This window comes from Acinetobacter sp. EKM10A (assembly GCF_011075215.1).
GTDB classification, from domain to species: Bacteria; Pseudomonadota; Gammaproteobacteria; order Pseudomonadales; family Moraxellaceae; genus Acinetobacter; species Acinetobacter baumannii.
The window spans coordinates 145,429-160,508 of sequence record NZ_JAALLK010000002.1; the positions used below are offsets into that span (position 1 = coordinate 145,429).

15 protein-coding genes are annotated in these 15,080 nt (G+C 37.5%); 12 read left to right on the plus strand and 3 right to left on the minus strand.

Translation table 11 applies throughout. The features are described from left to right. The first annotated feature begins 8 nt into the window (after positions 1-8). Together G9371_RS03540 and G9371_RS03545 are read left to right on the plus strand one after the other, a co-directional pair. Positions 9-1,739: an ABC transporter ATP-binding protein gene (locus tag G9371_RS03540; protein WP_029424368.1), complete on the plus strand. Its 1,731-nt coding sequence runs from the start codon at positions 9-11 to the stop codon at positions 1,737-1,739. 107 nt (positions 1,740-1,846) lie between these two features. Beyond that, the gene (locus G9371_RS03545) at positions 1,847-2,506 is read left to right on the plus strand and encodes an SOS response-associated peptidase family protein (RefSeq protein WP_032009292.1); all 660 of its coding nucleotides are present in this window, start codon (positions 1,847-1,849) and stop codon (positions 2,504-2,506) included. Between the two features lie 53 nt (positions 2,507-2,559). On the opposite strand, the gene G9371_RS03550 is transcribed toward G9371_RS03545, so the two are convergent. After that, positions 2,560-2,928: a hypothetical protein gene (locus tag G9371_RS03550; protein ID WP_000979740.1), complete on the minus strand. Its 369-nt coding sequence runs from the start codon at positions 2,926-2,928 to the stop codon at positions 2,560-2,562. 309 nt (positions 2,929-3,237) lie between these two features. Here G9371_RS03550 and G9371_RS03555 point away from each other — a divergent pair, with 309 nt between their 5' ends. Further along, the gene (locus tag G9371_RS03555) at positions 3,238-4,095 is read left to right on the plus strand and encodes a 3'(2'),5'-bisphosphate nucleotidase CysQ (RefSeq protein ID WP_000471057.1); all 858 of its coding nucleotides are present in this window, start codon (positions 3,238-3,240) and stop codon (positions 4,093-4,095) included. 57 nt (positions 4,096-4,152) lie between these two features. Then, positions 4,153-4,887 carry a histidine phosphatase family protein gene (locus G9371_RS03560; RefSeq protein ID WP_029424366.1) on the plus strand — a complete coding sequence of 245 codons (735 nt, stop codon included), beginning with the start codon at positions 4,153-4,155 and terminating at the stop codon, positions 4,885-4,887. Positions 4,888-4,943: 56 nt separating this feature from the next. On the opposite strand, the gene rpsT is transcribed toward G9371_RS03560, so the two are convergent. Continuing rightward, positions 4,944-5,210: a 30S ribosomal protein S20 gene (gene rpsT / locus G9371_RS03565; RefSeq protein WP_000013652.1), complete on the minus strand. Its 267-nt coding sequence runs from the start codon at positions 5,208-5,210 to the stop codon at positions 4,944-4,946. A gap of 212 nt (positions 5,211-5,422) precedes the next feature. Here rpsT and G9371_RS03570 point away from each other — a divergent pair, with 212 nt between their 5' ends. The 8 genes from G9371_RS03570 (at position 5,423) to G9371_RS03605 (ending at position 14,693) form a co-directional block, all read left to right on the plus strand. Continuing rightward, on the plus strand, positions 5,423-6,088 hold the full coding sequence (locus G9371_RS03570; protein WP_029424365.1) for an NAD(P)H-binding protein: 666 nt from the start codon (positions 5,423-5,425) through the stop codon (positions 6,086-6,088). Between the two features lie 12 nt (positions 6,089-6,100). Continuing rightward, positions 6,101-6,607, plus strand: a complete 507-nt coding sequence (gene rraA, locus G9371_RS03575) for a ribonuclease E activity regulator RraA (protein WP_000108826.1) — start codon at positions 6,101-6,103, stop codon at positions 6,605-6,607. A gap of 20 nt (positions 6,608-6,627) precedes the next feature. After that, on the plus strand, positions 6,628-7,410 hold the full coding sequence (locus G9371_RS03580) for a glutathione S-transferase N-terminal domain-containing protein (protein ID WP_085916949.1): 783 nt from the start codon (positions 6,628-6,630) through the stop codon (positions 7,408-7,410). A gap of 161 nt (positions 7,411-7,571) precedes the next feature. After that, positions 7,572-8,504 carry a Dyp-type peroxidase gene (locus tag G9371_RS03585; protein ID WP_001222570.1) on the plus strand — a complete coding sequence of 311 codons (933 nt, stop codon included), beginning with the start codon at positions 7,572-7,574 and terminating at the stop codon, positions 8,502-8,504. A 79-nt stretch (positions 8,505-8,583) separates the two neighbouring features. Beyond that, entirely contained in the window at positions 8,584-8,940 is a 357-nt protein-coding gene (locus G9371_RS03590; RefSeq protein ID WP_029424364.1) for a hypothetical protein, read from the plus strand. Between the two features lie 134 nt (positions 8,941-9,074). Then, positions 9,075-12,536 (plus strand): transcription-repair coupling factor, encoded by a 3,462-nt coding sequence (gene mfd / locus G9371_RS03595; RefSeq protein ID WP_029424363.1) that lies wholly within the window; start codon positions 9,075-9,077, stop codon positions 12,534-12,536. A 200-nt stretch (positions 12,537-12,736) separates the two neighbouring features. After that, entirely contained in the window at positions 12,737-13,171 is a 435-nt protein-coding gene (locus G9371_RS03600; RefSeq protein ID WP_000492048.1) for an HIT domain-containing protein, read from the plus strand. Between the two features lie 52 nt (positions 13,172-13,223). After that, positions 13,224-14,693: an adenylate/guanylate cyclase domain-containing protein gene (locus tag G9371_RS03605; RefSeq protein ID WP_001175670.1), complete on the plus strand. Its 1,470-nt coding sequence runs from the start codon at positions 13,224-13,226 to the stop codon at positions 14,691-14,693. 46 nt (positions 14,694-14,739) lie between these two features. Here G9371_RS03605 and fdx read toward each other — a convergent pair whose 3' ends face one another. Then, positions 14,740-15,078: an ISC system 2Fe-2S type ferredoxin gene (gene fdx / locus G9371_RS03610; RefSeq protein ID WP_001137383.1), complete on the minus strand. Its 339-nt coding sequence runs from the start codon at positions 15,076-15,078 to the stop codon at positions 14,740-14,742. Between the last annotated feature and the right edge of the window lie 2 nt (positions 15,079-15,080).

Below are 15,080 nucleotides of genomic sequence, written 5' to 3' on the forward strand. Positions count from 1 at the left end.
AAATCCAAATGTCAGAACAAGAAAAAAAGACCCCATTACTTCACATTGAAAACTTACGTGTAAGCTTTAAAGGTGAAGATAAACAATATATCGAAACTGTGAAAGGAATTTCCTTTGATATTCCGACCAATACGACTGTAGCTTTGGTTGGTGAATCAGGTAGTGGTAAGTCTGTTACTTCTTTAGCAACTATGGGTTTATTACCTGTGGGCCAAAGCAAGATTGATGAGAAAAGTAAGATTATTTTTGAAGGTAAAGACTTGCTTGGCTTATCGCGTACAGAGATGCGAAAAATCTGTGGTAAAGATATTGCCATGATTTTTCAGGAACCGATGTCATCATTAAATCCGGTTTTTACGGTTGGCAATCAAATTGCAGAAGTTTTGTGTTTACATATGGATATGAGCCGAAAACAGGCGCGGCAACGTGTTTTAGAGTTGCTTAAAGAGGTCGGTATACCTTCACCAGAAACGAAAATTGATGCTTATCCTAACCAGCTTTCGGGTGGTCAGCAACAACGTGTCATGATTGCAATGGCAATTGCTTGTGAACCTAAGCTACTGATTGCCGATGAACCGACTACGGCACTTGATGTCACTATTCAAAAACAGATTATTGATTTACTTGAATCATTGCGTCAGCGCCGTCAAATGTCGATGCTTTTTATTACTCACGATTTGGCTTTGGTTGGTGAAATTGCAGATCAAGTGATTGTGATGCGTCATGGTGAAATTAGAGAGCAAGGTACGGCTGAACAAGTTTTGGAACAGCCTAAAGATGTATATACCCGAGCCTTACTTTACTGTCGTCCTCAAATGTCACAACGACCTTATCGTTTGCCTATAACAAGCGATTTTATGCGACAAGAAAACAATATATTGGTAGAGCAAAGCTTTGATGTTTCAGAAATTCCTGAGCGTAAACGTGGTTTAAATGGCGATGAGCAAATTATTTTAGAAGTAAAAGATCTGAAAAAAAGTTTTTATAGTCGTAAAGGATTGTTTGGCAAAGAAGAATTTCAGGCGGTAAAAGGCGTTTCTTTTAAATTGGCTAAAGGGAAAACGCTTGGTTTGGTAGGAGAGTCGGGCTCTGGTAAAACGACTGTCGGGTTATTACTCATGCGCTTACATCAAGCCTCTGGGGGGCAGGCTTTAATTGAAGGTAAAGATATTCTTTCTTTAACTGAAAAAGAGTTTGCCAAATATCAAAGGAAGATTCAAATCATCTTTCAAAATCCATATGCTTCACTAAATCCACGCTTTACGATTGGGCAGATCTTATTGGAACCTATGCAAATTCATGGAATTGGTAAAGATGATGCGGAACGTAAGCAAATTGCGCTTGGTTTACTTGAGAGAGTGAATCTGCCTGAACAAGCTTATTATCGATATCCGCATGAGTTCTCGGGCGGTCAACGCCAACGTATTGCGATTGCGCGCTGCTTAACGCTAAAGCCTGAAATTCTAATTTGTGATGAATCTGTTTCGGCGTTAGATGTTTCAGTTCAGGCACAAGTACTTAATTTATTACAAGACTTACAAGATGAGTTTGGGCTGAGTTATATTTTTATTTCACATGACTTGTCGGTTGTGAAATATATCTCTGATCAGGTTATGGTCATGAATCATGGTGAAGTTGTTGAAATCGCCAACTCGGATGAGCTCTATGCACATCCGCAACATGACTACACCAAACGACTATTGCAGGCTATTCCACAAGGAATTCAGCACGTTTCGTAAGCGTAAAGTTATGTCGTTAAAGGCACTTTCAAGTGCCTTTTTATTTGGTTTATAGAATAAATACTTATAAAATAAGAGATGTAAAAGTACAGTATTTTATTCCTGCTATGTGTGCCAACTTTAAGCCTTTAACTCTTGCCCAATTGCAGCAACTTCAGTTGCCTGTGGTCGGCTTTAGCTATGCCGATGAGGTTTATCCGGGTGGGACAATGCCATTATTATTCAAATCACCGCAAGGTTTTGAGTGGCGTGAAGTCAAGTTCGGTTTGGTTCCTAAATGGGCAGAAGATACGAACATAGCAAAACATACTTATAACGCCCGTCATGAAACGATTTTCCAAAAACCGAGTTTTCAAGAAGCTGCCCTTAAATGTAAGTTCGGTGTAATACCCGTCACGGAGTTTTATGAGAGTAAATATATAAATGATAAACCTGAGCGGTGGGGCGTACGCCGTAAAGATGGGCAGGCTTTTTTTATCGCAGCAATCTATGAAATTTGCAAAATGAATGAAACGATTGTCCGTTCTGCGAGTATGTTAACTATGGATGCGATTGATCATCCCATGATGAAAGACTTCCATGAACCGGGTGATGTTAAAAGATCAGTCATTGTGATTCCACATGACCGCTTAGATGAATGGTTAAGTTTAGAAACACCAGATATTTCAAGCTTTATTGAAGGTTTTCCTGTTGAGGAATTTGAATGTTTACATGTTCCTAAAGAGAAGATTATAAAACCTACACCTCAATTAAGTATGTTTGAATAACTGCATTGGAGTTAGGTTATTGGCTTAATTTTTAAGTCAATAACCTTTGATATTTAATCAATATTCTTACTTAAAGTTTGTACCTGCTCATCTTGCGCCAGATAAGCCAATTCAATTGGTGAGATTACAAAAGTTGAGTTATCTGAGGTTTGTTTAAAAACAAATCCATATTCAAAAGATTGCGTATTTTTACTTGGTAACCAAAATAAATAAGGACAGCCTGTATAGCTACCATCCCAACCCATTTCTTTAGCTAAGGCCAAAGCTGTATCGGATTTAGCAATAATTTCTTTAAGCGATTCTTTATCTCTTTGGGAGACATCACCATCATCATCTGCAAATGTTTGTAAAAACTCATTTAATGGGGTTAAGTCTTCCCAGTTATTTTCAATTGTTGAGAAGTGATATCCATATAGCATCATATTTAGTCTTCCATTTTGTTATTGTGCTATTGAACATAGCAAGAAATGCGTGAAAAAGAAATGGTTGAATTTACTTTAAGTTGTTTATTTTTCATAAGTTATAGCATATTTTCTATACAAAAATTAACTTAGCTTTCTCTTGAGTAATAAACGTCTGATCAAGTTAAAATATAAAGATTCAGCTGTTGAAGGAATAATAGTGTTCTTAATAAAAAGTTAAGTCTTTTTGTAAGGATACTAGACTGTTGGTGAATATTGAATTTGTCATAATTCACTTATAATGAAAAGGAAAGTAAATAGAGCTTATTTATGTTTATAACAACAACTCGCCCCAATGATGCTTTAATTGAACAGCTACTACCAATCTTGGAAGAAGCTAGCCAAATCTTATTACAAGAATATCAGAACTATTCGGCTGGATATGAATTTACGATTCAAGAAAAACATGACGATTCACCTGTAACGCAAGCAGATTTAAAGGTAAATCGTTTTTTATTAAAGCATCTTGCAGAAATTACACCTGAGTTACCGGTTTTGTCAGAAGAAAGTGACTATAGTGCTCGCCATGCTTGGTCTTCTTGCTGGATGCTAGATCCACTTGATGGTACGAAAGAGTTTATACATGAGCGAGATGAGTTCACGATAAACTTGAGTTTGATTGAAGGGCGTGAAACGATTTTTTCGGTGATTGTTGTGCCATGTGAACAGGTCGTTTATTTAGGTTATTTAAAGGATTTACCCTTTAAATATAGCTTTAGCCAACAACAATGGTATCAATATCAAAAAACACCTTATTCAAAACAAGCTCCTGTACAAATTGGTTTAAGTCATAGTAGTAAAAATCCGAAATATCAGAAATTCATTGAACCTATTGAAAAGATTCGTACCGTAATTCGTCGTGAAGCGGGTAGCGCTTATAAGTTTTGTATGATGTTAGAAGGCGAGATCGATATTTATCCTAGATTTCATCCGACATCAGAATGGGATACCAGCTCAGGTCAAGGATTATTAGAAAGTATAGGTGGAGGTTTACTCACTCTAACAGGTAAGCCCTTTGAATATAACCAACGTGATACCGTATTAAATGGGGGCTTTATCGCATTTCGTGATCAGGAAAGCAAAAAAATAGCATTTGAAGCTTTAGCTCAATCAGGTGTTTTGGATTGAGAGTTATTGTAGACATGCTATAGTGGCAAAATATTGAGAAAAGATGACAAGATAAAAATGGCACTCGATTTATTGCCTAAAAGCATGTTTGAAGCAATTGATTTATTGCCTGATGCTTCGACCCCTGTAACCCTTTTTACACGTCACTCCTTAAGAGAGCTGGTAGATGGGCAAGGCTTGGCAGGATACGACCTCCAGCTTACACCGCAAGGACGTGAGCTTGCTCAGGAATGGGGTAGCTATTTAATTAAAAACACGGATCGTGTAATTCAACACTGTATTTCTAGTCCAATTCAACGTTGTGTAGATACTGCTGCACTTATGATTGAAGGAGCAGATGGAGTGAGCCCTGAACCGAATACGCATACAATTGAAATAGTTGAACATGGTTTGTTGGTTGAACCTGGTAGCTTTGTACTGGATATTCAGCAGGCGGCGCCTTATTTCCGTAAACAAGGGGCACTTGGTTTTATTAATAGCTTTGTGAACAATGCCTTACCGGGTATGAAACATCCAATTACTGGCGTATTAGATGTATTAGAGCTGATCTATCAAACTCATCCTAAAACAAAAAGTGGTCTAAGTTTAGCTGTAAGTCACGACACAATTATTGCAGCGATTGTTGCGGTAATTTCAGGCAATAACCAAATACAAAAAGCAGATTGGCCTGCCATGATGGAAGGGCTGTTTGTATGGTTTGAAGGTGATGAATTTCCAAATTGTAAATTAAAGTGGATTTGGAGAGGCAAAACTTACGAGTTAGATGTTTCTGAGTTCCATAAAGTACAGTAAACACAAAAACATAGACAATAAAAAAAGCCCTGTTGGGCTTTTTTTACATGCTTCAATTAGTTAGCTAAAGCTTTAACTTGAGCATTTAAACGGCTCTTATGACGAGCAGCTTTATTTTTGTGGATGATGCCTTTATCAGCCATGCGGTCGATTACAGGAACAGCTTTTTTGTAAGCTTCTGTAGCAACAGCATAATCACCACCAGCGATTGCACTTAAAGTACGTTTGATGTAAGTACGAACCATAGAACGCAAGCTTGCGTTGTGTTTACGCGCTTTAACGTTTTGGCGCGCACGTTTTTTAGCTTGAGCAGAGTTTGCCACTCTTGCACTCCTTGAAAATAAGTTGGTCTGGGCGGGCTGTGGTCAATCCAGTAAACTGGTGTAACCATCACCAGCCCGTAAACAAGTGCCATATTGTGATGAATCAATACCGTGAAGTCAAGCCTTGAGAGCATTTTAAGCGGTTTTAGGGGCTGCTAAAACCGTAAGAAAAGGTTAAATTTGATACAAACTTAAAGAGGGTTGGATAAAAAATGACTATAAGTACGAAAAAAGCAATTGTAGTAGGTGCTACAGGACTTGTTGGTTTAGCGCTTGTTGAACAACTTGAGCAAACACCAGAATTTGAGGCCATTACCGTTGTAGTAAGAAAAGAATCACAACTACTTAATACATATAAGAAAGTTACTCAGCTCGTTATAGACGATTTTTTATTGCTCAATGATGAAGATGTGAATGGTCATACTCATGCATTTAGTTGCTTAGGTACAACTTTAAAAATAGCGGGCTCAAAACAAGGCTTTTATGCAGTTGATTATGAGATAAATGCTCACTTTGCAGACTTAATCCAAGATAAGCATATTCATTTTTTAATTGTTAGTGCACTTGGGGCAAATGCTAATTCGCCAATTTTCTACAATAAAGTAAAAGGCGAATTAGAAGATTATATTCAAAGTTTAGGAATCGAAAAATTATCTATTTTTAGACCTTCTCTATTGATTGGTAAGCGTAGCGATGTGCGTTTTATTGAAGATTTAGGACAAAGTCTATTTAAACTTATTGAAAATAAATGGACTAGGCCTTTCAAATATAAACCAGTTACAGCAGAGCAATTGGCTCATACCATGGTCGTAGCGGCACTAACGCAAATTGAAGCTTTTAAACGATATGATAATCTCAGCATACAACAAACTCGATAAGGGAGAATAAAAGTGTCGACAGTACCATTTGTGACATGTGATTTATTAGATGACAATCCGGAAAAAGATTTGCAAGTGGTCACGCCATCAATGGACGGTAAGTTCTTTAAAAGCTATGGCGCACGTCAAACTTTTGGCGGACAAGTTGTGACTGTAAAGTGTTTTGAAGATAACTCGCGTGTAAAAGAGTTATTGGCTACAGATGGTACAGGGAAGGTATTGGTTGTGGATGGTGGTGCTTCAATGCGCTGTGCACTTATGGGAGATATGATTGCGGAATCAGCAGTTAAAAATAACTGGAATGGTGTGGTTATTTATGGCTGTGTACGCGATGTTGATGCACTTGCAACCTTAGATTTAGGTGTACATGCATTGGCTGCAATTCCGCAAAAAAGTAACCGTAAGGGCATTGGTGAAGTAGATATTCCTTTGTATTTTGGTGGAGTCACAATTCAATCTGGTGATTTTATCTATGCAGATAATAATGGAATTGTGATTGCTAAAGAAAAACTAGTCTAGCTCCACAATTAAAGGAATGCATAATGGTGAATCATCAAATTAAAGTACTGCAAGCATTAGCGTCTGCAATTGCTGAAGGTGGTAGAGGGGTTACAGGTACAGCATTTCCTAAACAGCCTGTTAGAGCTCTTAAGCTTTATGAATTTGAGGGTTCACCATTTTGTCGCCGCGTTCGTGAAGTGATTACACTTTTAAATTTGGATGTCGAAATTTATCCATGCCCGAAAGGTGGATTAAAATATCGCTCCATAGTTAAAGAAATTGGCGGTAAATTACAGTTTCCTTTTTTTATTGATGAAAATACAGGTGACAAATTATACGAATCACAAGATATTATTCATCATTTATTTAAATACTATGGTAAGACAGGCCAAACTCCTGATAAGTTTTCAAATTATCCAAAAATGCCATATCTGGCGTTTGCCGGAACATTATTAAATGGTGCTCGTGGGGTCTGGATTAATAAAAAAATAGTAAATAGAGCTGCGCCTGAGCATAAACTTGAACTATGGAGCTTTGAAGCAAGTCCGTATTCAAGAGTAGTAAGAAGTGTATTAAGTGAGCTTGAGCTACCTTACATTTTACATAGTGTTGCCAAAGAAAGATGGCAAGATATGGGGCCTGCGATTCTTCGGTTAAAACCGGGCAAATATGAACCTTTAAAAGAGGGAAAGCGAGAAAAATTGTTGCCGGTCATGCAAGGTAAAATGCAAGTGCCTTATTTAGTGGACCCAAATACAGGTGTTAAAATGTTTGAATCTGCGGAAATTGTAAAGTACCTAAAAAAACAATATGGCAGTTAAAATATAAATGAGAAAAACACGCTAGAGCGCTAGAGCGCTAGAGATTGAGATAACTCAGTCTCTTTTAAGAAGCGACAACAATAAGAAATCATACGATAAAAACATGAATATGCTAAATTACTACCTTAAATTACCAAAATAAGGCCTGTTTTATGGAATGTATGAGAATTCAGCCTGTAACGAGTCATCCTGGAGAAAATGCTTTATTTATTGTATTAGGATTAGCTCAAGGTGATTCTGTTGTAGAAAAAGTAAAAGATTTTGCTGGTAAATTCTCTGCGTTAACCAGAAGTTTGTCTAACCGTTATCCTGAAACTAAATTTAATGCCATATTAGGTTTTAGCTCAAACGCGTGGGATATTTTATTTCCACAGCAAGCAAAGCCTCAAGAATTAGAAACATTTCAAGAAATCAAAGGCCCAAAATACACAGCCGTTTCAACACCCGGGGATTTATTCTTTCATATTCGTGCTGATCGACAAGCTTTATGTTATGAGTTAGGAAGTATCATCAATGAACAGTTAGGTAAAGTAACTTACCCAATTGATGAAGTGCATGGTTTTCGTTATTTCGATGGGCGTGCGATTATTGGCTTTGTAGATGGAACAGAAAATCCTGAACCTGTAATTGCTGCACAATGGGCATTAGTGGGTAACGAAGATCCTGACTTTACTGGGGGAAGTTATGCATTTATCCAAAAATATACCCATGATATGGAAAAATGGCGTGCATTAAGCGATGAGGAACAAGAAAAAGTTATCGGGCGTAAAAAGTTCAACGATATTGAGCTTGATGATGACGAGAAGCCTTTAACAGCACATAATGTAGTAAGTAAAGCGCATGATGCAGAAGGCAATGAACTAAAAATTATGCGTGCAAATATGCCTTTTTCGAATCCATCCAAAAATGAATATGGTACTTTTTTTATTGGTTACTCACGTAAATTTAGTACGACACGTCAAATGCTTGAAAATATGTTCTTAGGAAATGAGCAAGGTAATCTTGACCGATTACTTGACTTTAGTACTGCCCAAACAGGTACTCTATTTTTCGTACCGACAGTAGATTTTCTAGATGGCTTGGGTGACGAGTAGGCATTAAAAATAAACTTAGATGGTAGAGGTGAGTAGATTACCTCTACTATATAAATTGAAATTAATATGATGTGATGAGATGTTTAAAAAATTAACCCAACTTTTTCAAGGTTCGAAAGAGACACCAGAACAAATTTATTTACAAGAGAATCAGCTCAGTTTTGATTCAGAGCGTGGTCCGGTTATTAAAGATGTCGTGATTAATGAAAAGTGGTCAGAGCACCTTGAGTATTTTTCAAATCGTAAATTACAGAATTTTGATAACTTACCTAAGCTATTTCAAATTACACCACAAATTAATGAAAAGATTGATTTAGAGATTGCAACACAACGATATGTGGAAAGTTTAGGTAATACACAAGAAAAGTTACTTGAGCTTAAAGCAATCATACAGGTATTAAACCAATATTATGTGATGTTTTTACGAGACAAATAACTTCAAATGATTGTTTAAGAACTATAAAAAAGTATCACAAAGTAGTAGCTTGATTGCAGAAAAATAACTCAATTCACTAAAAACATCATGCTACTATTAACCTCATATCTTTTTAGCTCATAAAAGCCATATACATGTTTCAACAAGAAATCTCTCAATTGAATTTGCAACAGCTCAAGGCCGGTGAAAAGCGTTGGGTGGGGTCATTATTAGGTTCATCAGCAGCTTTATTGCTTAAAGAAATTGCCACTCAGCATTCTTCTTTATTGGTATTAGTTGCTAGAAACAACCAACATGTTGCTCAATTAGAAAGTGAACTTGAGTTTTATGGAGTTAAGCCGACAATTTTTCCGGATTGGGAAATTTTGCCTTATGACCGTTTATCTCCCCATCAAGATATTGTGTCAGAACGTCTTGCTATTTTATCTAATATGCCTCAGCAAGGCGTATTACTGATTTCAGCAAGTACCTTGGCTCAACGGGTTGCACCTTACTCATGGGTATTGGGAGAACACTTTGATATAAAAGTGGGTCAAAAATTTGATTTAGAACAACAAAAATTAAGGTTAGTTCAGGCGGGCTACCACTTAGTAGATACAGTTTATGACCATGGTGAGTTTGCTGTACGCGGCAGTATTATGGATATTTTTGCATCTGGGCAAGAATCTCCAATCCGCATAGATTTATTTGACGATGAAATTGATTCTTTAAAATTCTTTGACCCAGAAACTCAAAGAACAACAACCACGCTAAAAAGTTTTACGGTTTTACCCGCGAAAGAATTCCCTTTAAAAGAAGGACGTTCAGTTTTTAGAGACCGTTATTCTGAGTTTTTTCCTACTGCCAATCCTAAGAAAAATCCAATTTATCAGGACGTTTTAGATGGTATAGCATCGCCTGGTATTGAATTTTATTTACCGCTATTTTTTGATAAAGAACAAATGCAGACACAAAGTATGTTTACAACATACTTACCAAAGAATTGCATTGTAATTACAACTAATGATATTGACACTGATTTAACGAACTTCTGGAAAGAAGTTATGCGTCGTTATGAAGACCGACGCCATAATATGGATCAACCTATTCTTGCTCCAGAAGAGCTATTTATTTCTCCAAATCATCTGCTAAGTGCTTTAAACCAGTTTCCACGAATGCTTGTAAGCGCAGAAACTATTGAAGAAAAAGCTGGTGCACTTAATCTTAAAACTGAACAACCACCCAAGTTGCCAGTCGATCCGAAAAAAGAAAAACCATTTAGTGCCGTAAAAAAATATATTGATGTAGCAAATCATCCTGTTCTATTGGTTGCGGAAAGCGCAGGACGTCGCGAAAGTTTAAAAGATGCGTTGCGTTCAAGTTTAGGTGAGATTCCGAATGTAGAGAATTTTGAGCAATTCCAAATTAGTCAGTTTGCAATTGCTATTACTAATGCGCCTCTAGATCGTGGCTTACTTTTAACTGATCAATTAACGGTTATTTCAGAAAATCAGCTTTACGAGCACCGAGTTGTACAGCGTCGTCGCAAGCGTCAACAGGAAGTTTCCGAAGAGTTTCTGATTCGAAGCTTAACTGAGCTCAGCATTGGTGCTCCTGTTGTACATATCGATCATGGTGTGGGGCGTTATGCTGGCTTAATTACACTCGCGATTGAAGGACAAGACTATGAGTTCTTACAACTAGATTATGCTGAAGATGCAAAAGTCTATGTTCCAGTAACGAACTTGCATCTAATTAGCCGTTATAGTGGTGGCGACCCGGATTTAGCACCGTTACATAAAATCGGAACTGATGCTTGGAGTAAAGCTAAGCGTAAAGCATTAGAACAAATTCATGACGTTGCAGCTGAGCTTTTACATATTCAGGCACGTCGTCAGTCAAAACCTGGCTTTGCTTTTGAACTGGATCAGTCGCTCTATATGCAATTTGCAAGCGGTTTTGCGTATGAAGAAACCCTTGATCAGGCTAATGCAATTGAAGCCACGCTCTATGATATGCAGCAAGCAAAACCAATGGATAGGTTGGTGTGTGGTGACGTAGGTTTTGGTAAAACCGAAGTGGCCATGCGTGCAGCATTTGTAGCGGTACAAAATGGGAAACAGGTTGCTGTTTTAGTTCCTACAACTTTACTAGCTCAACAACATTATGAGTCTTTTAAAGACCGTTTTGCTGATTGGCCAGTACGTATTGAAGTGCTCTCACGTTTTGGTTCAAACAAAACACATTTGAAAAATATTGAAGACTTGGCAAATGGTAAAGTCGACATTGTGGTAGGTACACATAAGCTTCTACAAGAGAATGTTCAGTTTAAAGATTTAGGCTTAATGGTTGTAGACGAGGAGCATCGCTTTGGTGTGCGTGATAAGGAGCGTATCAAAGCTTTACGTGCCGATGTTGATATGTTGACACTTACAGCAACGCCAATTCCTCGTACGCTTAATATGGCTTTTTCGGGTATGCGTGATTTGTCGATTATTGCGACTCCGCCAGCCCGTCGATTAGCAGTAAAAACCTTTGTGCAAGAGCATACAGATGCTTCAATCAAGGAAGCGATTTTGCGTGAGTTACTTCGTGGTGGACAAGTTTATTTCTTACATAATGAAGTAGAGAGCATTGAGCGAGCTGCCGAAAATATTCGTGTGCTTGTACCCGAAGCACGTGTAGCGGTAGCACATGGACAAATGCGTGAACGCGAACTTGAGCAAGTTATGCAGCAGTTCTATCACAAAGAATATAATGTGCTGGTGTGCTCAACCATTATTGAGACAGGTATCGATGTTCCAAATGCCAATACAATTTTGATTGAACGTGCGGATAAACTTGGTTTAGCGCAATTACACCAGTTACGTGGCCGTGTAGGTCGTTCGCATCACCAAGCATACGCGTATTTATTAGTACCTTCGATTAAACACTTAAAAGGTGATGCCGAAAAACGCCTTGATGCGATTCAACGTGCTTCGACATTAGGTGCAGGCTTTATGCTCGCTACGGAAGATTTGGAAATTCGTGGGGCAGGCGAATTGTTAGGCGAGCAACAAAGTGGCTCAATGCAGGCGATAGGATATAGCTTGTATATGGAAATGCTTGAGAAAGCGACTAAAGCAATTCAACAAGGTAAAACCCCGAATTTTGATGCTCCATTGTCGTTAACTGCCGAAATTAACTTACATATTCCTGCACTTATTCCAGATGATTACCTAGGTGATGTTCATCAGCGTCTATTATTCTATAAACGTATTAGTAATACCGATACACAGGAAAAACTAGATAACATCCGTATGGAGCTTATTGACCGTTTCGGTATTCCACCGCAGTCGGTTAAGCACTTATTTAGCGTGCATCAAATCCGTTTGAAAGCAGAACATTTAGGTATTACGAAAATTGATATTAATACTCAAGGTGGAAATATTGAGTTTTCACCAGATACGCCAGTTCAGGCCATTAGTATTATTCAGTTAATGCAAAAAAATCCGACTTATTACCGTATGGAAGGCGGACAACGTTTGAAGGTGATGGTGCAGCTTGAAGAGTATGAAAAACGAATTCAATTTATCAATGATTTATTGCAAAAATTGATGAGTGAACTACATGCCTGAGACCTGTTTTTCTAACCAGCGCTAGCTAATTAGGACATTTGTTTTGATGTAATCGGATTTTATGCACTATTTATACCTTGAGATATGAATAAGTGCATAAAATCATTGTTATTTGTAAGCAAACGGGCTACTAATAATATTCACATCAAAACTGATGTGATAGTATTAGCCATTATTGTTTATTGTCATTTATAAAAGATATGTTTAGTTTGCATCCACAACTTGCTCAAGATACTTTTTTTGTAGGCGATTTCCCGCTTTCAACATGTCGTTTAATGAATGATATGCAATTTCCTTGGTTGATTTTAGTACCACGCGTACCAGGAATCACGGAACTATATGAATTGAGTCAAGCTGACCAAGAACAGTTTTTACGTGAATCAAGCTGGTTATCTAGCCAGTTATCTCGTGTTTTCCGTGCTGATAAAATGAATGTAGCAGCTTTAGGTAATATGGTGCCTCAATTGCATTTCCATCATGTTGTCCGCTATCAAAATGATGTAGCTTGGCCGAAACCTGTATGGGGTACACCAGCGGTGCCATATACAAGTGATGTTTTAGCTCATATGCGTCAGACTCTTATGCTTGCTCTACGTGGCCAAGGTGATATGCCTTTTGATTGGCGCATGGATTAAATCAATGTAATGCCACATATCAATGTGGCAACATTGAAATGTGGAGGATAGGGTGCAATTAGAGAGGTTTATAGATCGGGAACCTAAGCAGTTTGCATATTTTCATCGTTTGATGGGATATTCAATTCTGTCATTAATTTTAGTGATCTATGCCTTTACCTCACCGAATACTAATTATCAAATCTATATTCCTCCTTTTTTCCTTTTTTTACTTTTTGTCAGTTCTAAACTAGAACACTGGTTGCAGTACCAGTTTGATAAGAAAACTCAAAAAAGTGTTTTTTTTGCAATAGATGCGATTGTAGTGGCTGTTACTCTGGCAGGAGTGCACCTTAATCTCGTTCCAACATTTATTGCACTTTTTGCATTATTTTACTCAGCAATTAATAGTCGTATTTCCTTTGCAGTTATTTGTTTAACGAGTCTGCTTGGGGCGATTATTTTTTATTTAAGTACATTTTTCTTATTTGGTTTTCATCCATATTTCGAAGCCACAAGCCAAGAATTAACAGTAATTACCTTACTTGGTTTGGTAATGTTTATCACTATCGGAAATTATTACCAACACCGCTGGGTTAAAAAAATTAGTCAGCAACGTCAGCATTATTATGACCAGATGACACGTTATATTGCTTTTGCTAATCAGTTAAGCCGCTATGCTCCATTACAATTATGGCAGTCGATTATGCGTGGGGAAGCTGAAGCAAAAATCGAATATAAACGTAAAAAAATGACCGTATTCTTTTCTGATATTCAGGGGTTCACTGAACTATCAGAAACTTTAATTCCTGATGACTTAGCTTTCTTGCTTAACGATTATTTAAGTCATATGACTGAAATTGCAAAGCAATATGAAGCGACAGTCGACAAATTTATGGGAGATGCGATTCTCATATTTTTTGGAGATCCGAATTCACAAGGAGTTGAGCAAGATGCCAAATCGTGTGTAGAAATGGCAATTGCTATGCGTCAGCAAATGAAGCTGCTGCGCGAACGATGGAAGAAAATGGGATATTCGGCCTTACATATCCGTATGGGTATTAGTACAGGTTATTGCCACGTAGGGAATTATGGTGCAACCCATCGTATGGCTTATACGATTGTAGGTCGCGACGTAAATTTAGCGGCACGTTTACAGTATGCTGCTGAAATTGATGAAATACTCATTTCTGATGATACTTATCAATTGATCAAAAGTGATTTTCTATGTGCGCCTAAGACCCCAATTTATTTAAAGGGTATTCAAGGGGCAGTAAAAACATGGCAAGTCATGGAAAAATACACAGGAAATAAATCAGACCATCAACAATGGTTTGATTATGAATATAAAGGTTTCCATTTAGTTTTAAATTTAGAAGAAGTACAAAACTACGAATACCCTGAGTTGGTTGAGGTGCTTGAAAAAATGATTCAGCGCATTAAAGTTCAACAAACTTTGGTTAATACTCAAGGTGTTGCTCAGCTTAGACTTGAGGATGAAGTTAAGCCTATAAATATCGATGAAGAACAAGATCAGGTATAAATTATATAAATAAAAAAAGCTGCCTAAGCAGCTTTTTTATTATTTATTAATGATTTTCCGAAGCGTGGTTAATTGTGTATTTCGGAATCTCAATTTCAAGATCTTCATCTACAACTTTAACCTGACATGAAAGACGTGAGTCAGGCTCCAACCCCCAAGCACGGTCTAGAAGATCGGCTTCAACATCATTCATTTCTTCTAAGCTATCAAAGCCTTTACGAACGATCACATGACAAGTTGTGCATGCGCAAGACATATCACAAGCATGTTCAATTTTGATTCCTTTGTTGAGCAAACTTTGGCAAAGATTTGCATTTTGTTCAACCTCAAATTCTGCTCCTTCTGGGCAAAATTGAGCGTGAGGAAGTACTTTAATACGTGGCATAT